Annotated in this window: 10 protein-coding genes and 1 pseudogene; 10 read left to right on the forward strand and 1 reads right to left on the reverse strand. The window is 71.5% G+C overall.

Annotation, left to right across the window (positions count from 1 at the left end; genetic code table 11):
• Position 1 precedes the first annotated feature (1 nt).
• From CGL27_RS47285 to CGL27_RS47315, 7 genes are all read left to right on the forward strand, one after another.
• Positions 2 to 1060, forward strand: a complete 1059-nt coding sequence (locus CGL27_RS47285; protein ID WP_119993888.1) for an iron ABC transporter permease — start codon at positions 2 to 4, stop codon at positions 1058 to 1060.
• Complete coding sequence (locus CGL27_RS47290) at positions 1057 to 2118, forward strand: iron chelate uptake ABC transporter family permease subunit (protein WP_119993889.1); 1062 nt, start codon at positions 1057 to 1059, stop codon at positions 2116 to 2118. The genes CGL27_RS47285 and CGL27_RS47290 overlap by 4 nt, the downstream gene beginning before the upstream one ends.
• Before the next feature lie 41 nt (positions 2119 to 2159).
• Positions 2160 to 3035 carry an ABC transporter ATP-binding protein gene (locus CGL27_RS47295; RefSeq protein ID WP_119993890.1) on the forward strand — a complete coding sequence of 292 codons (876 nt, stop codon included), beginning with the start codon at positions 2160 to 2162 and terminating at the stop codon, positions 3033 to 3035.
• A gap of 76 nt (positions 3036 to 3111) precedes the next feature.
• A complete protein-coding gene (locus CGL27_RS47300) occupies positions 3112 to 4167 on the forward strand; it encodes an iron-siderophore ABC transporter substrate-binding protein (RefSeq protein ID WP_119993891.1) in 1056 nt (351 codons plus the stop codon).
• Positions 4164 to 5951: an ABC transporter ATP-binding protein gene (locus CGL27_RS47305; RefSeq protein WP_119993892.1), complete on the forward strand. Its 1788-nt coding sequence runs from the start codon at positions 4164 to 4166 to the stop codon at positions 5949 to 5951. Before CGL27_RS47300 ends, CGL27_RS47305 begins: the two co-directional genes overlap by 4 nt.
• Before the next feature lie 54 nt (positions 5952 to 6005).
• Positions 6006 to 16904 carry a non-ribosomal peptide synthetase gene (locus CGL27_RS47310; protein WP_119993893.1) on the forward strand — a complete coding sequence of 3633 codons (10899 nt, stop codon included), beginning with the start codon at positions 6006 to 6008 and terminating at the stop codon, positions 16902 to 16904.
• Entirely contained in the window at positions 16891 to 18591 is a 1701-nt protein-coding gene (locus CGL27_RS47315) for an ABC transporter ATP-binding protein (RefSeq protein ID WP_078646336.1), read from the forward strand. The genes CGL27_RS47310 and CGL27_RS47315 overlap by 14 nt, the downstream gene beginning before the upstream one ends.
• A gap of 9 nt (positions 18592 to 18600) precedes the next feature.
• Here CGL27_RS47315 and CGL27_RS47320 read toward each other — a convergent pair whose 3' ends face one another.
• Entirely contained in the window at positions 18601 to 19701 is a 1101-nt protein-coding gene (locus CGL27_RS47320; RefSeq protein WP_119993894.1) for an alpha/beta hydrolase-fold protein, read from the reverse strand.
• Positions 19702 to 19811: 110 nt separating this feature from the next.
• On the opposite strand from CGL27_RS47320, the gene CGL27_RS47325 reads away from it, so the two are divergent.
• The 3 genes and pseudogenes from CGL27_RS47325 (at position 19812) to CGL27_RS47335 (ending at position 24312) form a co-directional block, all read left to right on the forward strand.
• On the forward strand, positions 19812 to 21389 hold the full coding sequence (locus CGL27_RS47325) for an amidohydrolase (RefSeq protein ID WP_119993895.1): 1578 nt from the start codon (positions 19812 to 19814) through the stop codon (positions 21387 to 21389).
• Between the two features lie 94 nt (positions 21390 to 21483).
• Positions 21484 to 21973: pseudogene (locus CGL27_RS47330) on the forward strand (GNAT family N-acetyltransferase).
• 200 nt (positions 21974 to 22173) lie between these two features.
• On the forward strand, positions 22174 to 24312 hold the full coding sequence (locus CGL27_RS47335) for an FAD-dependent monooxygenase (RefSeq protein WP_162953224.1): 2139 nt from the start codon (positions 22174 to 22176) through the stop codon (positions 24310 to 24312).
• The last annotated feature ends 29 nt before the right edge of the window (positions 24313 to 24341 follow it).

Here is a 24341-nt window from a genome sequence, read left to right on the forward strand (position 1 = left end):
CATGGGCACGACTGCGATGGAGCGCCCCTTGGCCAGGGGCTCAACGAAGGCCCGTCGGCGCCGGGTTGTGGGCCTGGGCACGCTCGTGGCGGTCCTCGTGATCGCGGCGGCGGTGTCGCTGGCCGTCGGTGCGCGCGCGCTGAGCCCCGCCGAGGTGTGGCACGGGTTGTTCGCGGCGCCGGACTCCGATCAGCGGCTCACCGAGATCAGGCTCATCGTGCGGACCGTGCGGATGCCCCGGACGGTGCTCGCGATCGTGGCGGGCATCGCCCTGGGGGTCGGTGGCGCGCTGATCCAGGGGTACACGCGTAATCCGATCGCCGACACGGGCCTGCTGGGGGTGAATTCCGGCGCCTCGTTCACCGTGGTGTCGGTGATCGCCGTGTTCGGGTTCGCCGACCCGTTCCAGTACGTCTGGTTCGCCTTCCTGGGGGCGGCGGTCGCCGGCGTCGTGGTGTTCGGACTGGCGAGCATCGGACGAGGGGCTGGCAATCCGTTGACGCTCGCACTGGCCGGGCAGGGAATCACGGTGTTCCTGGCGGCGATGACCACGGCGGTCGCGCTCTCGGACCAGGCGTCGCTGAACGCGCTGCGGTTCTGGAACGCGGGCTCCGTGGCCGGTGTCGGATTCGACGTCATCTGGCCGGTGGCCCTGTTCATCGCGGTCGGGCTGGTGTTGGCGCTGACCACGCTGCCCGCCCTCAACCTGCTCAACCTGGGTGACGATGTGGCGCGGGGGCTGGGCGTGAACATCGCGCTGAGCCGGACCATCGGCATCGCCGCCATCACCCTGCTGGCGGGCGCGGCGACGGCGGCGTGTGGACCCATCGCGTTTCTCGGGCTCATGGTGGCCCATGTGGCGCGGTATCTGACCGGGCCGGACTACCGCTGGCTGGTGCCGTACGCGGGTCTGCTCGGTGCTGTCGTCCTCCTGCTCTGCGACATCGTGGGACGCCTGGTGGTGCGGCCGGGCGAGTTGGACGCGGGAGTTGTCGTAGCTCTCCTGGGCGCCCCGTTCTTCGCGGCCCTGGTGTGGCTCGGAAAGTTCAGGAGCGCATGAGCGGGACGGACGTGAAACCATCGGTGGCGCCGGGTGTGCGGCTCGGCCAGGTGTCGTTCGTATGGCGGCCCTGGCTCGCCTGCGTCACGCTGCTGCTGACGGCGGCCACCTTCCTGGTGTTCTGCCTGTCCATCGGCGTAGGGGACTTCCCCATCGGCCTGTCCCGGGTCATCGCCACGATCCTCGGTGGCGGAGAGCGGGTCGACGAGTTCGTGATCATGGACTTGCGGATGCCGCGCGCCCTGGCCGGGCTCATCGTGGGGATCGCGCTGGGGGTCTCCGGTGCGCTGACGCAGTCCATCGCCCGCAATCCACTGGCCAGCCCGGACATCCTGGGGATCACCGGGGGCGCCGGCGCGGTTTCGGTGTTCCTGGTGACGGTGTCGGGCGGGACCGCCGCGGCGGTCGAGAGCGCCGTGGGGCTGTCCGCGGCGGCGCTCGCGGGCGGTCTCGGCACGGGACTGCTGGTGTACTTCCTGGCGTGGCGGCGCGGGGTCGACGGCTTCCGGCTCATCCTCATCGGCATCTCGGTGAGCGCCATGATGGAGGCGATCACGACATGGCTGCTGGTCACGGCCGACATCAAGGATGTGGCCCGGGCCCAGGCATGGCTGGTCGGCTCGCTGGACAACCGCTCGTGGAGCGAGGTCCGGGTGGCGCTGTGGTGCACGCTCGTCCTTCTGGCCGTCGTGTTCTGTGTGGCGTTCCAGTTCAAGCCGATGCACTTGGGCGACGAGGTCGCCGCGGGCCTGGGCGTCCGGTACGCGATGGTGCGGGCGGTCCTGTTGCTGTGCGCGGTCCTGCTGGCCGCGGTGGGGGTGAGCGCGGCGGGCCCGGTCCCGTTCGTCGCGCTGGTGGCACCGCAGGTGGCGATGCGTCTGGCGAGGTGTCCTACGCCGCCGATGGTGGCCTCCGGCATGGTGGGAGCGTTGCTGCTGATCGGTGCGGACCTGGTCGCGCGCACGGCGCTGCCGATCACTCTCCCGGTGGGCGTGGTCACCGCCGCGATCGGCGGCCCCTTCCTCGTCTATCTGCTGGTGCGGGCGAATCTCAGATAGATGGCAATGAAGTTCAGACAGACCTCAATACAGGGGGACTTGTGAGCGCCGAGCGCATCACCGAGATCGAGTCCGGGGCCCAGGGCAACCCGCGGCTGGCGGCCAGAGGCGTCTCGGTCGGGTACGGCCATCGGGCCGTCATCGAGGACCTGGATGTGACGATCCCGCCGGGCGTGATCACCACGATCATCGGTCCCAACGGCTGCGGCAAGTCGACCCTGTTGCGCACCCTGACGCGGCTGCTCAAGCCGGCCAAGGGGGCCGTGGTGCTGGACGGCGAGGACATCGCGGGGCTCAGGACCAGGGACGTGGCGAAGAAGCTGGGCCTGCTGCCCCAGGCGCCGGTGGCGCCGGAGGGGGTGACGGTGGCCGACCTGGTCGCCAAGGGGCGCCATCCGCACCAGAGTTGGCTGCGGCAGTGGTCGTCGGACGACGCCGGTGTCGTGGAGCGCGCGCTGGCCATGACCGGGGTGTCGGAGCTGGCCGACCGCCCGGTCGACTCGCTGTCCGGCGGGCAGCGTCAGCGCGTCTGGATCTCGATGACCCTGGCCCAGGGCACCGATCTGCTGCTCCTCGACGAGCCGACCACCTATCTGGACCTGGCGCACGCGATCGATGTGCTCGACCTCGTGGACGACCTGCACGAGTCGGGCCGCACGGTGGTGATGGTGCTGCACGACCTCAATCTGGCCACGCGGTACAGCGACAACCTCATTGTGATGCGGTCGGCATCGATCCTGGCGCAGGGGCATCCGCGTGATGTGATCACCGCCGAGTTGCTGGACGAGGCATTCGGGCTGCGGGCCATGGTGATTGACGACCCGGTGGGCGACCGGCCGCTCATCGTGCCGATCGGCCGCACCCACGTCCAGCTCGATCAGGTCCCGCAAAGGAATGCAAAAGTAAGGCTAGGCTAGCCTCACTTCGCCGGGATAAGGTTTGGCTGCCCTTAGTCAGGGGCGCAACGGACAGCGCGACAGCAAGGGATTCCGGATGCTCCTCCATCGAACGACGCGTAGGACGCCATGGCGGCGGTTAGCGGCGGTGCTGTCCGCCGCGGCCCTCGGCGTCGGCCTCCTCGCGGGATGTGGTTCCGACTCGGCGGACGAGGCGGGCGACGACGCCCCGGCCGCCGCCTCCGGTGCGTTCCCGGTCACCGTGGAGCACGCGTTCGGATCCACGAAGATCACTAAGGCTCCGCGGCGGGTCGTCTCCGTCGGCTACACGGACGACCAGGCCATGCTGGCGCTCGGTGTCAGACCGGTCGGCATGGTCGACCAGTACCCGAACCCGGCGGGCAGGAAGCCCGACACCAACACCCAGTGGCCCTGGGTGAAGGACAAGTGGGGCGACACCCGGCCCGAGGTCGTCATGAAGAACGGCGACACCGGCCCCAACTACGAGAAGATCGCGGCCCTGCGGCCGGACCTGATCGTGGCGGTCTACTCCGAGATCGACAAGGCCGCCTACGACAAGCTCTCCCAGATCGCCCCGACGGTGGGCCGCACCAAGGGCGAGAAGGAGCCGTTCAGCGCCCCGTGGCAGGACAACGCCGGCCAGATCGCCAAGGCGCTGGGCAAGGAGGACGAGGGCACCAAGCTGGTGCAGGGAATTCAGGACAAGCTCGGCGCGGCCAAGAAGGCGCATCCTGAGTTCGCGAACCAGACCGCGGTCATGTTGTCCTGGTACAAGAATTCGGTGGCGCCGTTCACCTCCACCGATGTGCGCGGACGGCTGGTCACGGGCATGGGCTTCAAGTACCAGACCAAGATCGACAAGATCGCGGACGGGAAGTTCTACACCGTCCTGTCCCCCGAGCGCGTCGACCTGGTCGACGCCGACCGCGTCTTCGTCATCAACGACAAGGCCGACCAGCAGGCGCTGAAGAAGTTCCAGCTCTTCACCAACCTGGACGCGGTGAAGAAGGGCAAGGTGTCCTACCTGCTCGACAGTGAGGGTCCGGCCGTCGGCGCGGCCATCTCCCAGGGCACCCTGCTGTCCCTGCCGTACGCGATCGACGAGCTCGTCAAGTCGGTCGGCCGGGGGTGAGCACCACCGAGGCGCGCGTCCCCCCGGCAACCCTGCGCACGGCGACCGGACGCGTGGCCACCCGATGGGTCGCGGCGCACTGCCGCGAGATGCCCTGGCTGACGGCCGCCACCGCGCTCACCACGGTGGCCGGGGCGGCGCTCCAGGTACTCCCGGTGATCCTGCTCGGCCGGGTGGTCGACGGGGTGGTCGAGGGCGAGTCGCGCTCGACCCTGGTCACGATCGGGGTGGTGATGGGGGCCGCCGCGCTGCTCGGCGCGGCGGCCACCGCGGTGTCGACCTATCTCATCGGACGGCTGGGCGCGGATCTGCTCGCGCGGCTGCGCGAAGGCGCCGTCCGCGCGGTGCTGGGGATGCCGAGCGCACGGATCGAGCAGGTCGGCCGGGGAGACGTGCTGTCCAGGGTCGGTGACGATGTGGCCGTGCTGTCCAAGGGCATCCGCACGGCCGTCCCCACCGTGTTCTCGGCGGGGGTGCTGGTCGTCATCGCCACGGCCGGCATGTTCGGACTGGACTGGCGGCTCGGACTGGCGGGCGCCGGTGCGCTGCCCGCGTACGCGCTGGCCCTGCGCTGGTATCTCCCCCGGTCCGCCCCGCTCTACCAGCGGCAGCGGGTGGCCCAGGCCCACCGTGCGCAGGCGCTGATCAGCGGCCTGAAGGGGATCGACACGGTCCGGGCGTACCGCCTCGAGGGCGCCTTCCGTGAGAAGGTCAGCGCCGAGTCATGGCGGGTGCGCGATCTCGGTATCGAGGTGTTCCGGTTCTTCGGCCGGTTCGTCGGCAGGGAGAACCGCGCCGAGTTCATCGGGTTGGTCCTGATCATCGTGGTGGGGTACTCCTTGCTGGAGGCCGATGCCGCCACCCTGGGCGACGTCTCGTCGGCCCCGCTGATGTTCCACCGGCTGTTCACCCCGCTGGGCTCCATCATGTTCACCTTCGACGAGGCGCAGAAGTCGGGCGCGAGCCTGACCCGGCTGGTCGGCGTGATGGGGGAGGCCGCCGAGGACCGGCTGGTGGGCGACGCGGCCGTCTCGCCGGCGGACACCGGGCCGTACTCGGTGACGGTGGAGGGGCTGACGTATCGCTACCCCGACACCGAGGAACCGGTCCTCCGGGACGTCAGTCTCACGATCCCGGCCGGTGGTTCGCTCGCCCTGGTGGGGGCGACGGGCGCGGGCAAGACCACGCTGGCCGCGCTGATCGCGGGCATCGGGACCCCGGAGGCCGGATCGGTGCGCGTCGGGACGACCGATCTCGCCGGTCTGGACGAGGCCGGGGCGCGGGCCCTGGTGAGCATCCTGACGCAGGACACGCATGTGTTCTCCGGGCCGCTCGCCGACGACCTGCGGTTGGCCGCGCCGCAGGCGGCCGATGCCGAGCTGATGGACGCGTTGCGCACGGTCGGCGCCGATGGGTGGGTCGACGCGCTGCCCGATGGGCTGAACACCATGGTCGGCGAGGGCGGAGAGCGCCTGGACGTCACCAAGGTGGCCCAGATCGCCCTGGCCCGGCTGGTGCTGGGCCGGGCGCCGGTGGTGGTGCTCGACGAGTCCACCGCGGAGGCGGGCAGCGAGGGCGCCGCCGAGCTGGAGCGGGCCGTGCTGGCCGCGTGCTCGGGCCGGACCACGCTGTTCGTGGCGCACCGGCTGACCCAGGCGATGGCGGCGGACCGGATCGCCGTGCTGGACGCGGGCCGGGTGGTGGAGCAGGGCACGCACGACGAGCTGGTGGCCCTGGGCGGCCGGTACGCGCGACTGTGGCGGGCCTGGCGCGAAGGTAGTTAGACACCCCTGATTCAGGTGAGCTTTTCATGACGTGGAAGGGATGCTGAGTCTTCGATGGTGGAACCGGGCGCTCGTCGCGTACTGCTTTCCCCCGGACAGGTTGCCGACGTGCGCCGGCGGATCGGTGACTTCTCCGACCGGACCATCGCCGAAGCGTGTGCCATCGGGCTGTCGTACTGGGCGACGGGCCTGAGCCCCGACGGTATCGACCTCACCCCCGGCACCCTCTTCGCCGATGTCCTCGGGTGGGTCGACAACGGCGGGGCGGGGCCCGCCGGTTGGGAGATCGGCACGGACGACCGGAGCATCGCCGTCCCGGAAGGCGCCGGGCCGGGCGATGCGCAGCTCGCGCTGGACGACCTGACCGAATTCCCCGACCGGCCCATCGGCACCATCTCCCCGTCCGGTGTGGCGGCCAGGCTCGAGGCCCTGGCCGGGTGGAACGACACCGGGGCCGACCGGGTCCGCCCGACCGTCGTGGAGATGTTCCGTGAGCAGGCGCGGACCAGGCCGGACGCGGTCGCCATCGTCGACGGGCACCGGTCGCTGACGTACCGTCAGGCGGCCGAGCGATCCAGCCAGTTGGCCCACCACCTGATCGAGCGCGGACTGGGCCCCGAACAGGTCGTCGGCATCTCACTGGGCCGCTCGGCCGAGATGGTGATCGGGCTGCTCGCCGTACTCCAGGCGGGATGCGCGTTCGTGCCGCTCGATCCGCAGTGGCCGGCCGCGCGCCGGGCCGCCGTCATCGACGACGCCCAGGTCGTGGCGCAGCTCGGCGACTCGGGCGAACGCGGCCCGGCCGAACCGGAAGCCGTGGCCGTCGACCTCGGCGACTGGCGCTTCGGTTCCCACTCCACCGAGGGCACCGGCGTCACCCTCCCCGGCAACGCCCTGGCGTACGTGATCTTCACGTCCGGTTCGACCGGGCGGCCGAAGGGCGCGATGATCCGGCACGAAGCGATCAGCGAGCGCCTGCTGTGGCAGGGCAACGAGATCCTGGGCTTCGGCCACGACGACGCGTCGCTGTTCAAGGCGCCGTTGTCCTTCGACATCTCCATCAACGAGATCTTCCTGCCGCTGGTGCACGGCGGCAGGCTGGTCATCCTGCGGCCCGGCGGCGAACGCGACCCGCACCACTTGCTGAGCGTGATCGCCGAGCAGCGGGTCACCTTCACCTACCTGGTCTCGTCCATGCTGGACGTGCTGCTGGAGATGGTGGGCGACTCCGGGCGGCTGGACAGCCTGCGCCATGTGTGGTGCGGCGGCGAGGTGCTGACCCCGGAGCTGTACGAGCGGTTCCGCACCCGGCTCGACATCCCGCTCTACCACGGCTACGGCCCGGCCGAGACCACGATCGGTGTCTCGCACGTCATCTACCGGGGCGCGGCGGAGCGCCTGTCGACGTCGATCGGCAAGGCCAACCCGAACACCCAGTTGTATGTGCTGGACAACGAGCTGCGCCCGGTGCCGGTCGGAGTCGGTGGCGAACTGTACGTGGGAGGGTTCCTCCTGGGCCGCGGGTACATCAACGCGCCCGGCCTGACGGCGTCCCGCTTCGTGGCGAACCCCTTCGCGGGGGACGGGTCCCGGCTGTACCGGACCGGAGACCTCGCGCGGTTCGCCCCGGACGGGTCGCTGGACTTCCTCGGCCGGGCCGACAACCAGATCAAGATCCGCGGTATGCGGCTGGAGATCGAGGATGTCGAGGTCGGTCTCGCGGAGCACCCCGGGGTGCGGTACACCTGCGTCGTCGCGAAGAAGAACGCGGCGGGCAGCACCTATCTGGTGGGCTATGTGATCCCGGCAGCCGGGAGCGAGGACTTGCGCGCGGACGAGGTCAGGGGGTGGGCCGCCGGGCACATGGTGGAGTACATGGTGCCCGCCCACATCGTCGTGATGAAGGAGTTCCCGCTCACGGCGAACGGCAAGCTCGACCGCCGTGCGCTGCCGGAACCCGTGATCGGGACGGGCTCGATCGTCCAGCCCGCCACCGAGAACGAGCGGGTGGTGTGCGCGGCGGTCGCGAAGGTGCTGCGGCTGGCCGAGGTCGGCGTCGACCAGGACTTCTTCCAGCTCGGCGGAGACAGCCTGCTGGCGATCTCGCTGCTGAGCGCGGTGCGCGACGCGGGTCTCCACCTCACGGCACGGCAGATCTTCACCAACAGCACGGTCGGGGCGCTGGCGGCGATGGCGAGCCGTGAGGACGCCTCCACCGCGGATGACGGCGATGTCGCGACCGGTTCCGTCATGGGACCGCCCATCGTGCAGTGGCTCGGCGAGACCACCGACGCGATCGACGGCTTCGTACAGTCGGTCGTGCTGAACACCCCGGCGGAGCTGACCGCCGACGCCCTCGACGCCATCCTCGCCGCCGTGGCCGGGCGGCACGACATGCTGCGCGCCACGCTGGTGCGCGGCGAGCGCTGGAGCTTCGAGATCCCGGTGGCGGGGCGGGCCACGCCGTCGTGGCAGGAGAGCGACCGGCCGCTCGATGAGTGTGTCGCGCTCGCCACCGGCGGGCTGGACCCGGACCAGGGCGTGATGCTGCGTGCCGTCTGGCGACGCGAGGCACGGCAACTGGTCGTGGTCGTCCATCATGTGGTGATCGACGGCGTGTCCTGGCATGTCCTGATGGACGACCTGGCCACGGCATGGCGGCAGTTCGCCTCGGGCGCGCCGGTCGAATTGCCTCCGGTGGGCACGTCGTTCCGGCGCTGGACGCAGATGCTGGAGCATGCCACGTTCGACGCCGACCGTGGCTACTACGAGCGTCCCCTGCCGGGAGTGGACGGCCCCGTGGGCAGGCGCGCGCTGCGCGACGCCGACACCGTCGCCCGGGAGCGGGTGCGGACCGTCTCGGCCGGCCCCGAGGTCACCGCCGCGCTGCTGGGCGAGATCCCCGCGAAGTTCCACGCGGGCGTGGGCGATGTGCTGCTGACCGCGCTCGCCGTCACCCTCGCCCGATGGCGCCGCGACCTCGGACAGGACCAGACGTTCGCGCATATCGAACTCGAGGGCCACGGCCGCGAAGGACGGTTCGTGGCGGACGCCGTCGGCTTCGAGCCGGAGCTGTCGCGGACCGTGGGCTGGTTCACCACCCTGTTCCCGGTGACCGTGGACCCCGGAGCGGCGGCCGATTTCACCGCGCCCGACTACCTGGCCGCCGCGCTCAAGGCGGTCAAGGAAGACCTCGCCCGAGTGCCGTCCAACGGCGTTTCCTACGGTGCCCTGCGGTACCTGACCCACACCGAGTTCGACGCCCCCGCACCGCAGGTGCTCTTCAACTACCTCGGCCGCTTCGACGCGGGCGCCTCCGGAGACTGGCAACTCAGCGGCAACACAGGCCAGTTGGGCGAGAAGCGCGACCCGCGCATGCGCCTGCCGCGCCCCCTGGAGTTCAACGCGATCGCCGAACCCGCACCGAGCGGCGCATACGAGCTGATCACCACCATCTCCTGGCCCGACGGGATGTTCACCGACGAGGACATCGCGACCATCGGCGCGTACTTCCGGGAGGCCCTGACCGCCCTGGCCGCGCTCGACCAGGGCGGCCACTCGCCCGGCGACTTCGGCCTGGTGCCGCTCACCCAGGCCGACGTCGACGCCCTCGACGGCCCGGCGCTGCGGGACATCCTGCCGCTGACCCCGTTGCAGGAGGGCCTGTACTTCCATTCGGTCTTCGACGACGACTCGGCGGGCGCCTACGTCGAGCAGCAGTTGCTGAGGCTGGACGGCGAGGTGGACGCCGACCGGCTCGCGGCGGCGGCCACCCGGTTGCTCACGCTGTACCCGAACCTGGCGGCGCGGTTCACGGCCCTCGCCGACGGCCGGGTGGTCTCCGTGCTGGAGAGCGGGGTGCGGGCGCCGTTCACCACGCTCGACTGCCCCGGGATCACCGACGCCGAGATCCGCGAATACGCCGAGCGGGACCGCCGCGCCGGGTTCGACCTGGCCACCGGCCCGCTGATGCGGTACACGCTCATCCGCGCGGGCTCCGGCCGGAACATCCTGGTGCAGACCGTGCACCACATCATCGCCGACGGCTGGTCGGTGCCACCGATGCTCCGCGCGCTGCTGGCCGAATACCACGCGCCGGGGACGGTGTATCCGCTCGGCGGCTTCCCCGACTACGTACGGTGGCTCGCGGAGCGCGACGACGACGAGAGCGACCGGATATGGCGCGATCAGCTCGCCGAGCTGCCCGGGCCCTCGCTGGTCGCCGAGGGGCACACCCCGTCCGGCCGATTCGCCGACACCGCCGTGGAACCGGCGGATGACATCGACGCGGCCGCCCGCTCGGCCGGTGTACCGCTGAGCGTGGCCGTGCACAGCGCCTGGGCGGTGACGCTGGGCTCCATCCTGCACGGCAGTGACGTGGTGTTCGGTTCCACGGTGTCCGGGCGCGACGCACAGGTGCCCGGCATCGAGGACATGGTGGGTCTGTTCATCAACACGATCCCCGTGCGCGCCCGGTGGGCCGGTACCACCGAGGCGCGCGACCTGCTCGCCTCGGTGCGGGAACACCAGAGCGCGGTGCTGGCGCACCAGCATGTCTCGCTGGCGAGGATCGGCCGCCTGGCCGGTGCGGGTGCCCTGTTCGACACCCTGGTGGTGTTCGATGTCGCGACCGATGTGGCCGCCCTGCGGGGGCCGGGCGACGAGCTGGCCATCACCGACATCGTGAACGAGGGCGCCCCGCACTACCCCTTGACGCTGGTGGTGGAGCGCGCTCCCGACGGCCGTCCCCGCTTCAACCTGATCTACGACGGCGAGCTGCTGCGGGAGGCGAGCGCCCAGGCGATCCTGCGCACGTTCACCCAGACCCTCACCGGCCTGCTCACCCGCCCGGACGCCCCGGTCGGCGAGATGGCGCCCGAAGACATCCGGCGTCCCGCGCCGATCACTCCGACGACGCTGGGCGGACTGTTCGACGCCGCAGCGCGCCGCGACCCGGCGGCCACCGCCGTCACCCAGTGCGGTCTCGACGGCGGAACCCGGTCACTGACCTATGGCGAACTGGCGGCCGCGAAGAACGAGCTGGCCTCCGCCCTGCGCGCGGCCGGTGCCGGGCCGGGCAGGCGGGTCGCCGTCGCCGTCCCGCGCTCCCTGGAGCAGGTCGTCGCTCTGGTCGCGATCGTCACCGCGGGCGGCGCGTATGTACCGCTGGACCTGGCCTACCCGGACGAACGGCTGGAGTACATCCTGGCCGACTCCGCCCCGCAGGTCGTCCTCGTGGACCGTGAGCAGCGCGAGCGCTTCACCCGGCTGCTGGCCCGGGCGGGCGTGCCGGCCCGGGTGCTCGTACGGGGAGACGAGCTGCCGGGGGCCGGTACGGAGGCCGGGCCGGAGGCGAGCCGGCACGACCCCGCCTACGTCATCTACACATCCGGATCGACCGGCACACCCAAGGGCGTCGTCGTCCCGCACTCCAGCGTGGTGACGCTGCTCGCGAACACCCGGCCCGCCATGGACTTCGGCCCCCACGACGTATGGGTCCAATTCCACTCCTTCTCCTTCGACTTCGCCGTCTGGGAGCTGTGGGGCGCGCTGGCGCACGGCGCTGAGCTGCTGGTGCCGGAGTACGGGCTGACCCGCTCGCCGGTCGACTTCCACCGGCTGGTGCGCGAGCGCGGAGTGACCGTGCTCAACCAGACCCCGTCGGCGTTCTACCAGTTCATCGAGGCCGACCGGCATGCGGGCGAGCCGGTCACCGCGCTGCGCCGGATCATCTTCGGCGGCGAGCCGCTGGATCTCGGGCGGCTGCGCGGCTGGGTCGAGCGGCACGGCGCCGGTGCGCCCGAGCTGGTCAACATGTACGGCATCACCGAGACCACCGTCCATGTCACCCACCGGGTGCTGACCGACGACGACTTCGGCCCCGGCCGCGACGTCAGCCCGATCGGCCGCCCGATCCCGGGCCTGGCCACCTATCTGCTCGACGACCGGCTCCGGCCGGTACCGCCGGGCCGGGTGGGCGCCATCTACGTCGCAGGTGACCAGGTGTCGCTCGGCTACCTGGGCAGGCCGGGGCTGACCGCGGGCCGTTTCGTGGCGAACCCGTTCGCGGGCGACGGCTCCCGCATGTATCACACGGGCGACCTCGCCCGCCGCACGCTCGACGGTGAGCTGGAGTTCACCGGCCGCGCCGACGACCAGGTGCAGCTCAAGGGCTTCCGTATCGAACTCGGCGAGGTGGAGTCCGCGGTCAGGGGGCTCGATGGTGTGGTCGACGCGGCCGTCACCGTGGCCGACAGCGGCGACCACCTGGTCGCGCATGTCGTGGGCCGGGCGCCCGCCGACGTCACCGCCCTGCTGTCCGCGAAGCTGCCCGTACACATGGTGCCGGGCCGGGTGCTGCCCGTGGACGCCCTGCCGCTGACGGTCAACGGCAAGCTGGACCGGAAGGCCCTGACCGCACGCGCCGTACAGGACGACACCCCGGCGGCCGGCCCTGCGGGCAGCGGAGACGCCGCGCTCACCGCACTGGTCGGCATCTTCGCCGACACACTGCCCGAATCCGCCGTGGACGGCGACACCGACTTCTTCCGGGCGGGGGGCGACAGCATCGTCGCCATCACCGTCATCAACCGGGCCAGGGCGCTCGGGTTGCCGATCGCGCCACGGGACGTGTTCCTGTTCAGGACACCGCGCGCGCTCGCCGAGCACCTGGGCACGCGCACACCACGGGCCGAGCCGCCCGCGCCCGCCCGCCACGAGGACGGCCCGCTGCCGCCGACCCCGATCATCCTGCGCCAGCGCGAACTGGGCGGATCGCTCGCCCGGTTCGCCCAGGCCAGAACGGTGGTGGCCCCCGACGGCACCGAGTTCGCCGACGCCGAGCGCGCCGCGCACGCCGTCGTGGCCGCGCACCCGGTCCTCCGGCTGCGGCTGCGCGTCGAACACGGGGTGTGGGAGCTGCGCACCGAACCCGCCCGCGAGGTCACTGTCGTACGGGCGGACACGGCCGATGCCACGACGGCGGCGAACGAGGCCGCCGGACGGCTCGACCCCGAGTCCGGGGAGGTCATCGCGTTCGCGTGGCTGGAGGCGAGCCGGACCCTGGTGGTCACCGTGCACCACCTCGCCGTCGACTCGGTGTCCTGGCTGATCCTGCTGGACGACCTGGCCGCCGCCCTGCGCGGGGCGCCCCTGGCGCCGCCGACCACGTCCTACGCCGAGTACGCGGAAGCACTGGCGTCCCGGTCCGCCCATGCGATCGACGACCTCGGGCACTGGCTCACCACCCTCCAGGCGCCCGCGCTCCTGCCCGCGGTCGAGCGGCCGCGCGAGACCACGGTGGTGCTCGCACCCGAAGTGAGCGACCGCCTGACACGTACCGCGCCCACCGCACTCGGCGTCGGTCTCACCGAGCTGCTGTGCGGCGCGCTGCGCACCGCGCTGACCCACATCCAGCCATCGCCCACCGACCTCGCGATCGAACTGGAGCGCCACGGCCGGGTCCCGGCGCTGGAGCACCACGACTACACCCGCACGGTCGGCTGGTTCACCTCCATCGCGCCCGTGCGGCTCACGGCACACAGCGACCCCGTCGCCGCGGCGTACGAGGTCGCCGAACGCCGGCCGGACGAGCGCGCACACGTCGCCTACGGACGGCTCAGGTACCTCAACGCGCAGACGGCCCCGCTGCTCACCGCCCGCCCGCAGGTGCTGTTCAACTACCTGGGCCGGGGCGGCGAGTCCCAGGCCCCGCACCTGACCGGCGGCGATCAGGGCAGCCCGTACGCCATCGAGGTCAACGCGTGGACCGACGCGGCCACCGGCAGCCTGCAGGCCGTCTTCACCCTCGCCGAAGGCATCCCGGACGAGATCACCGACCACTGGCGGAGCGCACTGGAACGCATCGCGGACGCCTCCGCGACGGCCGAGCGCACGGCACCGGTCACCCCGCTCCAGCGGGGCCTGTACTTCCAGGCCCAGATGGCGGGATCGGCGGGACATTACGTCGCGCAGAGCTGGTTCACCTTCGACCGGCGCCTGGACACCGGCGCACTGTCCGAGGCGATGGCGTATGTGATGGCGCGGCACCCGGTCGTGGGCGCCGGCTTCGCCACCGACGACGACGGCAACCCGGTCCAGGTCCTGGGGGCGGGCCGGCGTGTCGACGTCCGTACGGTCGAGCTCACGAGCGACGCGGACGTCGAGGCGCTGCGCACCCGGGACCGCGACACGGGATTCGATCCGGGCGAGCCTCCGCTGATCCGGATGACCGTGGTGCGGCTGCCCGGCGCCCGCGACGGGCTGCTGCTCAGCTACCACCTGCTGCTGTGGGACGGCTGGTCCCGCGAGATCGTGCTGCGCGACCTGTTCGACGCCTACCAGGCCGTCCTCGCGGGCGAGTTGCCCGACCCGGTCCCGGCCACGCCGAGCTTCGAGGACCACGCCCGGGCGCTCGGCGCCAGGGACTCCGCCGTATCGGAACGCTTCTGGGCCGAGCACCTGGCCGGTCTCCCCGGCCCGACGCTGCTCGCCGGACCGGCGCCGTCCCTTGTCGACGACCTGCCGCGCGCGCTCGTGCACACGCTGTCCGCCGAGCAGTCGGAGCTGCTGCGGGCGGCGGCCAGGGGGCACGGGGTCACCCTGAACTCGGTGCTGACCGGCGCGTTCGGCCTCCTGCTCGGCGCCCACACGGGGCGCGGCGACGCCGTGTTCGGCGTGACCGTCTCCGGCCGGGAGGGCGAGGGGCTGGACGGCATCGTCGGCGTGCTGCTCAACACCGTCCCCATGTGGACCCGGGCCCGGCCGGACGACACCGTCAGCGCGTACCTGTCGGACGTACAGGCCGCCAGGGTCGAGGCGATGGTCCACGAGCACCTGGGGCTCGGCGAGATCCAGCGGGCCACTGGGCACGACACCCTGTTCGACAACCTCTTCGTGCTCCAGAACTTCCTGGACATGGACGCGTTCGCCGAGATGAACGCCAGGCACGGCATCACCTCGGTGACGGCCGACGACTCCACCCACTACCCGTACACCTGGGTCGTCACCCCGGGCGACCGGCTCACGGTCAAGCTGGAGTACCGCGACGAGGACACCGCGAACGCCCGGCGGCTCCTCGACGACTACCTGCGCGTGCTCGACGACCTGGCCCGGTCGGCCGGGCCGGTCGGCGCGCTGCGGGGCATGGGGCCGGAGCCCGTGCCGACCGAGCGCATGGACATCGGCACGGACACCGTGGTCGACCGGTTCGACCGGGCGGCGGACCGCGACCCGCGGCGGATCGCGCTCGTGGCCCACGGCTCGACCATGACCTTCGCGGGGCTCCGGGACCGCAGCCGCGCGGTGGCCGGTGTGCTCGCCCGGCGCGGCATCGGCCCCGAGACGACCGTGGGCCTCGCGATTCCGCGCTCCCTCGACTCGATCGTGGCCCTGTTCGCCGTGCTGCGGGTCGGCGCCGCGTATGTGCCGCTGGAGCTGGACCACCCGGACGAGCGGATCGCCGCGATCGTCGCGGATGCCCGCCCCGATGTGATCCTCACCGTGAGCGCCGTGTCGCCCCGGCTCACCGGCGACCTGATCGAGCTGGACCGCCCGCTGCCCGAGGCCGAGCCGTACCGGACGTATCAGCCCAAGGACCCGCATCGCCTGCGCCACCCCGCGTACACGATCTACACCTCGGGATCGACCGGGAAGCCCAAGGGCGTGGTGACCGAGTACGCCGGGCTGACCAACATGCTGATCAACCATCAGCGCCGGATCTTCGAGCCGGTACTGGCGGACCACGGCCACCGGGTCTTCCGGATCGCGCACACCGTGTCGTTCGCCTTCGACATGTCGTGGGAGGAGCTGCTGTGGCTCGCCGACGGCCACGAGGTGCACATCTGTGACGAGGAACTGCGCCGTGACGCGCCCCGGCTGGTCGAGTACTGCCTCGAGCACCACATCGACGTCATCAATGTGACCCCGACCTACGCACAGCAACTGGTGGCCGAGGGCCTGCTCGACCACCCGGAACGGCGGCCGGCGCTGGTGCTGCTGGGCGGCGAGGCCGTCACCCCGGCGCTGTGGCAGCGGCTCGCGGAGACCGAGGGGACCGTCGGCTACAACCTGTACGGACCCACCGAATACACCATCAACACCCTCGGCGTCGGCACCTTCGAATGCCAGGACCCGGTGGTGGGGGTGGCGATCGACAACACCGATGTGTATGTGCTGGACCCGTGGCTGCGACCGCTGCCGGACGGCGTCCCCGGTGAGCTGTACGTGTCCGGCATCGGCATCGCACGCGGCTATCTCGGGCAGCCCGACCAGACCGCGCACCGCTTCGTCGCGTGCCCGTTCGGCGCGCCCGGCGAGCGCATGTACCGCACCGGCGACCTGGTGGCCCGCCGGCCCGACGGCAACCTGATGTATTTGGGCCGCATCGACCAGCAGGTCAAGATCCGGGGGCACCGGGTCGAACTGGGCGAGGTGGAGGCCGCGTTCGCCGCGCACCCGGCGGTGCGGTTCGTCGCCGCGGTCGCCCAGCCCGATCCCCAGGTCGACGGCGCGTACCGGCTGGCCGCCTACCTCGTACTGGACGGCTCGGACCTGGCGGCGGTCGCGGCCGACGTAGGCACCGGGCTGCCGGACTTCCTGCGCCCGACGCACTACGCCCAGGTCGACAGCATCCCGCTGACCGTCAACGGGAAGGCTGACACCAAGGCGCTGCCGGAGGCCAAGCCGCTGGGCACACTGACCACGGCGGGGGAGCGGGGACCGCGGACCGGGAACGAGACCGTGGTGTGCGAGTTCTTCGCCGAGGCACTGGACCTGGATGACGACGAGGTGAGTGCGGTGAGCGATTTCGTGTCCCTGGGAGGGCACTCCATGCTGGCGGTGCGGCTGATCGGGCTGCTCCGCCGCGAGTACGGCCCTGTGATCACCATCCGTGATCTGTTCACCCTGCGAACCCCGGAAGCGATTGCCCGCCACCTTGATGACCACTCCTGACACCCAGCGGCCCCGCCCGGGGGCCGACATCCTCCGGACCGCACTGCGCCGCAACATCGGCGCCATGACCTGGGGCACCGTCCTCATGGGCCTGTACCAGGCCGGTGAGACCGCCTTCCCCATCGCGCTCGGCCTGATCGTCGAGCACACGATGCGGGACCGCGGCCTCGGCTCGCTCGGCCTGGCGATCGCCGCGCTGGCGGTCATCATCACGACGGTGTCGCTGTCGTGGCGGTTCGGGATGCGCGTCCTGCAGAAGGCCAACACCACCGAGGCGCACCGCTGGCGGGTGAAGGTCGCGGCCTACGGCCTCCAGCCGGTGGCCAGGGACGTCGACCTGAAGTCCGGCGAGGTGCTGACCATCGCCACCGAGGACGCCGACCAGACCGCCGACATCATCGAGGTGGTGCCGCTGCTGGTCAGCTCGCTGGTGGCGGTGCTGGTCGCGGCGGTCGCACTGGGCCTGGCCGACGTCCGGCTCGGCCTGCTGGTGATCGTGGGCACCGTCGCGATTCTGTCGATCCTGAGCGTGCTGTCCAAGCGGATCGGCTCCAGCACCCGCGAACAGCAGGCCCGGGTGGCACGGGCGGGGGCGAAGGTCGCGGACCTGATCACCGGCCTGCGCCCGCTGCACGGCTTCGGCGGCAACCACGCGGCGTTCGGTTCCTATCGGAGGGTCAGCACGGAGGCGAAACACCAGGCGATCACCGTCGCCAAGGTCAACGGCGTGTACGCGGGCACCGCGCTGGCCCTCAACGCGGTCCTCGCCGCCGCCGTGACCCTGATGGCGGGCTCACTGGCCTTCAGCGGCCGGATCACCATCGGGGAACTCGTCATGGCCGTGGGGCTGGCGCAGTTCATCATGGAACCGCTCAAACTGTTCTCGGAGATGCCGAAGTACGTGATGATGGCGCGCGCGTCCGCCGAGCGGATGGCGCTGGTGCTGGCCGCGCCGCCGGTGGCGGCCGACGGGCGGGAGCGCCCGGCCGCGGGCGGAGACCTCGACCTCGACTGCGTCCGGTACGGCTCGCTGCGCGAGCTGAAGTTCACGGTGGCCGCCGGCGAGTTCGTGGCGATCGCGCCCTACCAGCCGCGCGCGGCGGCCGACCTCGCGTCGATCCTGGCCGTGCAGGTCCCGCCCGGCGCGTACGAGGGAGCGGTGCGGGTCGGCGGGCGGGAGCTCGCGGACCTGTCGATCGAGGCGGTCCGCGAACACCTGCTGGTGAACCCGTACGACGGGGAGATCTTCGCGGGCACCCTGGGCACGAACATCGATCCCTCGGGCACCAGCCGGATGGTCCCCGAGGCCGTCGAGGCGTCCATGCTGACCGACGTCGTCGCCCTCCACCGCGAAGGGCTCGACTACGGCGTCCGCGACCGCGGCGCGAACCTCTCCGGGGGACAGCGCCAGCGGCTGTCCCTGGCCCGCGCCCTCGCCGCCGATACCGACGTCCTCGTCCTGCACGACCCGACCACAGCCGTCGACGCGGTCACCGAGCAGCTCATCGCGCGCAACATCGCGAAGCTGCGCCGGGACCGCACCACCATCGTGATCACCAGCAGCCCGGCGCTGCTGAATGCCGCCGACCGGGTCCTCGTCCTGGACGACGGCGTCATCACCGCCGAGGACACCCATCGCAACCTCCTCGCCACCGACCAGGACTACTGCCGGGCGGTGGCCCGGTGACCCGGCCCGCTAACCGAGCGCCCAGGCGACATCCCTGAGCAGGGCGTGCCGCCAGCCCGCCCGGTCGTGGCCCGCCGCCGACCGCGAGACCCGTACGGTCGCGCCGGATTGCCGGACCAGGGTCTCGGCCAGCTCGCAGTGGGGGAGCATCCGCCTCTCGTGCTCCCCCAGGTCGAACGCGACCCGCAGACCGGACAGGTCGGGGCGCTCGCGCAGGCGCGCGGCCATGGTGCCGCCGACCGGGCCGCCCATGGGATCCGGCAGGTCCAGGGCGTCGGGTGTCCACCAGAACGACCCCGACTGACAGGCGACGCGGGACACCAGGTCCGGGAACTCCAGCGCCGCGTACAGCGCGCTCAGCCCGCCCAGGCTCTGCCCGGCGACCACCAGCCGGTCCGGGTCGGCGGCTGCGCCGGATTCCGCCACCAGCGGCAGCAGTTCGTCCCGGATCGCCTCCCACAGCGCGGGGCCGCACCCGAACTCGGCCTCCCTGTCCTTGCTCGGCAGGAAGACGAGCGTGACGGGCGGCATCTCACCACCTGCGACGGCCGAGTCGAACGCGGTCATGGCCGGGTGCAGATACAGCCAGTCGTCGCCGTCGAGCAGCAGGACCACGGGTCCGCCGCCACCCACCGGGTGGACGCGCACGGTGCGGCGCCCGCCGAGCCGTGCGCTGTGCCAGCGGATCCGGTTGTGCGGGAGGGGCAGTACGGCGTCGGCGCCGATGACGGGCCAGTGCGGCTGGGCCGGGGCGTCCGGAGTCGCGGCGATGGACCGGTCACCGCCCGCGCCGACCGGGTTGAACGGGTCGGCGTGCGCCGCGTCACCAACGAGGAACTGGTAGGTAACCCGCAGCTGTGCGGGCATGCGCACCTCGGCGTACCAGCAGTCCGTATCGCCCCACCGGCGCAGGGGGACCGGCTCCGACCAGCTCTCGAAGCCGATGCTCGCGGGAGAGCCGCGCCACAGGAACAAGGTCGTCCATCCGCCGCCGTCGGCGGGCACCGACGCGGGTGTCACCGCCGCCGCCCAGAACTCGTCGGTGCCGGGTATGCCGGGCAGTCCGAACGCGACGAAGGCGTTCTCCCCATCGGTCGCACTCAGGCACATGAACGTCTCCTTGTGAGAGGGAAGGGACAAAGCTAAGCTCCTGTCAATTAGGCGAGGCTAACCTAAGTTTGACCTGTGAACCGCCCCGGCACCCAGGAGAACTCCGGCAGATGCTCTGCACCAGACTGACGAACGCCCGCTTCCTCACCATGGACCCGGACCACCCCGTCGCCCACGACCTGGGCCTGTGGCGGGGCCGGATCGTGGGCCTGGACGACGCCGTGACCTCCCTGCCCGCCCGCGAGGTGATCGACCTGCAGGGCGCCACCGTGCTGCCCGGGTTCATCGATCCCCATGTGCACCTGGCCTGGACCGGGTTCAAGCAGAAGACCCCGAGCATCGCGGGGTGCACGCGGATCGACGAGGTGCTCGCCGTCGTGGAGGAGGCCATCACCCGGAAGAGCTCGCCCGGCGCCTGGGTGAGCATCGCCGGATACGACCAGCGGGCCCTGGGACGCCATCTGACCGCCGCCGAACTGGACATGGTCAGCCACGGGCACAAGGTGTTCATGATGCACGACTCCGGGCACGGCTGCATGGTCAACTCCGCCGTCCTCGACCTGCTTCCCGCCGACACCCCGCACGAGAACGGCTTCCTCGCCGAGGGCGCCATGGGCGCCGCCCGCGCTCTGCGCCTCCCGCACTCTCAAGTGGAGCTGGCCGAGGCGATCGCCCGCGCCGCCCGCACCTGCCTGGCCGAGGGCGTCACCGCCTGCGCCGAGGCGGGCATCGGCGGCGCACTCTTCGGCCACAGCCCGGTCGAGCTGGGCGCCTACCAACTCGCCCGCGAATCGGGCCTGTTGCCGCTGCGCGTACAGCTCATGGTCTCCGCCGACCGGCTGCGCCCGGCCGGCGCACATGAAGCCGACGGCATTCCCCGGGCGCTCGACCTCGGCCTGCGCACCGGATTCGGCGACGACCGGCTCTCCGTGGGCGCGCTGAAGATCTACACCGACGGCGGCATGATGGCCCGGACCGCCGCGCTCAGCAGCCCGTACGAAGGGCTGGATCACACGGGTGAGCTGCAGGACGACCCGCAGGTGCTCGCGGACACGATCGTGGACGGCCACCTGGCCGGGTGGCAGCTCGCCGTTCACGCGATCGGCGACCGCGCCGCCGACGTCGCCCTGGACGCCCTGGAGCGGGCCCAGCGACTCCGGCCGCGCCCCGACGCCCGGCACCGGATCGAGCACGCCGGACTGATCCGCCCCGACCAGCTTCCGCGCTTCGCGCGGCTCGGCATCAGCGCCGTCGTCCAGCCCAACTTCCTGCGCTACTTCGGCGACGACTATGCGGCGATCATGGGCGAGGAACGGGCCCCGTGGCTCTACCGCGGCAGGGCCTTCCTGGACCACGGCATCCCCCTCGTCGGCAGCTCCGACCGCCCCGTCACGGACGGATCTCCGCTGCGGGCCATCCAGTTCATGGTCGAGCGCACCTCCGAGTCCGGCCAGGTGATCGGCCCGGACGAGGGCATCACCCTCGACGAGGCACTGCGGGCCTACACGGTCGCGGGTGCCGTCGCCTGCCACTGGGAGGACAGCCGGGGAAGCCTCACCCCGGGCAAGCTCGCCGACCTCGTCGTGCTCGGGGACGACCCCCGCCGGGTCGACACCTCGCGCATCGGGGACATCGAGGTGGTGGCGACGTACGTCGACGGCCGGGAGACCGGGATCCGCACCGGATGAGATGAAGCACGCCGAGGTGCTCACCGACCGGGTCCTCCGACCGTGGAACCGAGGAAGGAAAGCCTTGATCACGGCTACGCCATGCCCTGCCCCGCTGCCGCACGCCCGCCTCGCGCCGACGCCCCGCGCGCGGCGCCCGTCCGGAGGACGCCGCCGCACTCGCCGAGCTGTCCCGGCCCTTCGTGGGTTCGGGGGCGCTGCGGGAGCGGCCTGTCACGCTCTACGCCACCCGTGCGGCCGACTTCCTCGTGGCAGAGGCCCTGGATGGCACCGTCGAGGGCTGCGTGGGCCTGCGCGCGCACCCCGCCGACCCGGGGGAGGGCCGTGGGCCCGCGGGCGTGGTGTACAACTTCTGTGTGTCCGGGCCGAGTCAGGGAAGCGGTGTGGGGGCCCGGCTGCTGCGCGCCGTGCTGGCCAGGGCGCGCGCTCAGTCGCTCGGTGCCCTGTTCACGGCGACGACCGGCGGTGGCGGCCTGTTCCTCCGGTATGGATTCGCGCCCACGACGGTGCGCCTGGCGCCTTCACGCTGGGTGGAGTCGCTGGACCCCCGGCGCGATGCGCGCATCCTCGCAAGGACCTTGTGACCGCTTGCCTTGGGTGACGTCCGGGCCGTTTCGTTCCGTTTTCTTCGGCCCGGGGTCATGGGTCCTTCGGCCGACTATGGCTGGTTCCTGGGCGGTAATGCCGCCACTTCCCTCAACTGGTGGGAGGACGGCGCGTCGCGGACGCGATGATGTCACGCGGGACGACGTCCACCGCCGCCGCCGAAAAGGACTCCTTGACCATGAACACCACCCCCCGCATCGCGATCATCGGCGCCGGCCCCGGCGGCCTCACCCTCGCATGCGTCCTTCAGGCCAACGGCATCGACACGGTCGTATACGAGCGCGAGGCGGCCGATGCCGCCGCCTGCCAGGGCGGCTCCCTCGAGCTGCACCCCGAGTGCGGTCAGCACGCCCTGCGCGAGGCAGGACTGGAAAACGAGTTCTGGGCCCGAGCCCGCCCCACGGGCCTGGATATGAAGATCCTCGGCAAGGACGCCACGGTCCAACCCCAGGACGTCACCCCCGAAGACGACATGGGCTGGCCGGAGATGGACCGGTCCGCCCTGCGCGAGATCCTCCTCGGCCCCCTCGCCCCCGACAGCGTTCGCTGGAGCCACGGCCTCGACCACGCCATCGCCCTGGAGAGCGGCGGCCATGAACTCCACTTCGAAGGCGGCGCGGTGGAGACCTGCGACCTGCTCATCGGCGCGGACGGCACCTGGTCCCGCGTCCGTCCGATGCTCACCGAAGTCACGCCCGTATACTCCGGGATCAGCTTCATCGAGCTCGGTGTCCCCGAGGCCCACCGCACCCAGCCGGCCTTGGCCACGCTCGTGGGCCACGGCAGCATGTTCGCGCTGCAGGACGACAAGGGTCTGATAGCGCGGCGCGGCGGCGATGGCCGCCTGCGCATCTCCATCGCCTTCCGCGTTCCCGAGAACTGGCTCACCACCAACGGCATCCCCTACGACCGGCCCGAGCGGGCGCGCGCCGCGATCCTGGAGCACTTCACCGACTGGGCCCCGCAACTGACGGACCTCGTCCGCCACTGCGATGACACGATCGTCCCCCGCCCCGTCTACAGCCTCCCCATCGGCACCAACTGGCCGACCACACCGGGAGTCACCCTGCTGGGCGATGCCGCCCACGGCATGCCGTCATCCTGCTGGGGCGCCAATCTCGCCATGCGGGACGCCGCCGACCTCGCGCGAGCCGTCATCGGGGCCGGTGACGACCTTACCGGGGCGATCGCCGCATACGAGAAGACGATGCGCGAGCGTGCGGCGTCCATGGCCAGGGAGCTGGACGGAAGCCTCGCCGGGGGTACCGATCCGCACGGTGTGCGGAAGATCGGCGACTTCTTCGGGCGTATGACCGCCCCAGGGCAGCGGAAGAGCGGGTCGGCGTCCTCGACCGATGGGGGACAGCCGCCCGTTACCGATGGGGGGCAGCCGCCCGTTGCGGCGGCTCGTCCCACCAAGGTCGATCTGAACCTTCTGGTCCCGCTGAACGCGCTCCTTTCCGAGCGCAGTGTCACCAGGGCCGCTGAGCGGGTCTCCGTCAGCCAGCCCGCGATGAGCACGGCACTGGCGAAGCTGCGGCGGCACTTCAATGATCCGCTGCTGGTCAGGGCCGGGCGCGCGATGGTCCTCAGCCCGCTCGCGGAGTCACTGGTCGACCCGGTCAAGGAGCTCCTGGGCGGGATGTACGAGGTCCTGGACCGTACGGATCAGTTCGATCCGGTCACCAGCGCCCGAACCTTCAACCTGGTCGCCGATGACTACGTGACCGCAGTGATGCTGCGTCCATTGCTCAGCGAGCTCAGCGAGCTCAGCGAGGTGGTCCCCGGTGTGCGGATCAGCGTCACCGGCGTGCACTCCGGCATGTTCGACCGGTTGCGCCGCGGGGAGACCGACCTGCTGATCTGGCCGCCGAATGTGCTGAGCGACGAGCTGACGTCGTTCTCCCGTAGTGATCTGCCTCCGGACGAGCTGGTCGCCGTCGTCGACCGTGGCCATCCCGATGTGGGCCGGATCCTGAGCCTGGAGGAACTGGGCGCCCTGCCTCATGTCAGGATCGGCTCACAGTCCATGCCGTTGTCGGGCCTCACCTTCGGCGACTGCGGTGTGTCCGACCGGACAGTGGCGGTGAGCGACACTTTTGCCGGCGCTGCCTCCATGGTGTCCGGCACCCGGATGGTCGCGGTCATTCCCCGGCGGCTCTTCGAGCGGCTGGGGAATCCGATGAGCCTGCGGGCGGTACCTCTGGAGCCGGCGGGGGAGTTGACGGAAGCGATGTACTGGGATCCCAGGAACACCGCGGATCCGGCGCACCGCTGGCTGCGGGAGTGTATCCAGGAGATGGCGTCACACCTGTGATCCCACGGTTCGCGCGGTCGGCGGGCTGA

Origin of the sequence: Streptomyces sp. 11-1-2 (assembly GCF_003595545.1) — a bacterium.
In the GTDB taxonomy this organism is placed as follows: domain Bacteria; phylum Actinomycetota; class Actinomycetes; order Streptomycetales; family Streptomycetaceae; genus Streptomyces; species Streptomyces hygroscopicus_B.

What these genes read in the sequence shown, in the direction of transcription:
- CGL27_RS47285 (WP_119993888.1), top strand. Translation starts at nt 2, where the DNA reads ATGGGCACGACTGCGATGGAGCGCCCCTTGGCCAGGGGCTCAACGAAG.
- CGL27_RS47290 (WP_119993889.1), top strand. Translation starts at nt 1,057, where the DNA reads ATGAGCGGGACGGACGTGAAACCATCGGTGGCGCCGGGTGTGCGGCTC.
- CGL27_RS47300 (WP_119993891.1), top strand. Translation starts at nt 3,112, where the DNA reads ATGCTCCTCCATCGAACGACGCGTAGGACGCCATGGCGGCGGTTAGCG.
- CGL27_RS47310 (WP_119993893.1), top strand. Translation starts at nt 6,006, where the DNA reads ATGGTGGAACCGGGCGCTCGTCGCGTACTGCTTTCCCCCGGACAGGTT.
- CGL27_RS47315 (WP_078646336.1), top strand. Translation starts at nt 16,891, where the DNA reads ATGACCACTCCTGACACCCAGCGGCCCCGCCCGGGGGCCGACATCCTC.
- CGL27_RS47320 (WP_119993894.1), bottom strand. Translation starts at nt 19,701, where the DNA reads ATGTGCCTGAGTGCGACCGATGGGGAGAACGCCTTCGTCGCGTTCGGA.
- CGL27_RS47325 (WP_119993895.1), top strand. Translation starts at nt 19,812, where the DNA reads ATGCTCTGCACCAGACTGACGAACGCCCGCTTCCTCACCATGGACCCG.
- CGL27_RS47335 (WP_162953224.1), top strand. Translation starts at nt 22,174, where the DNA reads ATGAACACCACCCCCCGCATCGCGATCATCGGCGCCGGCCCCGGCGGC.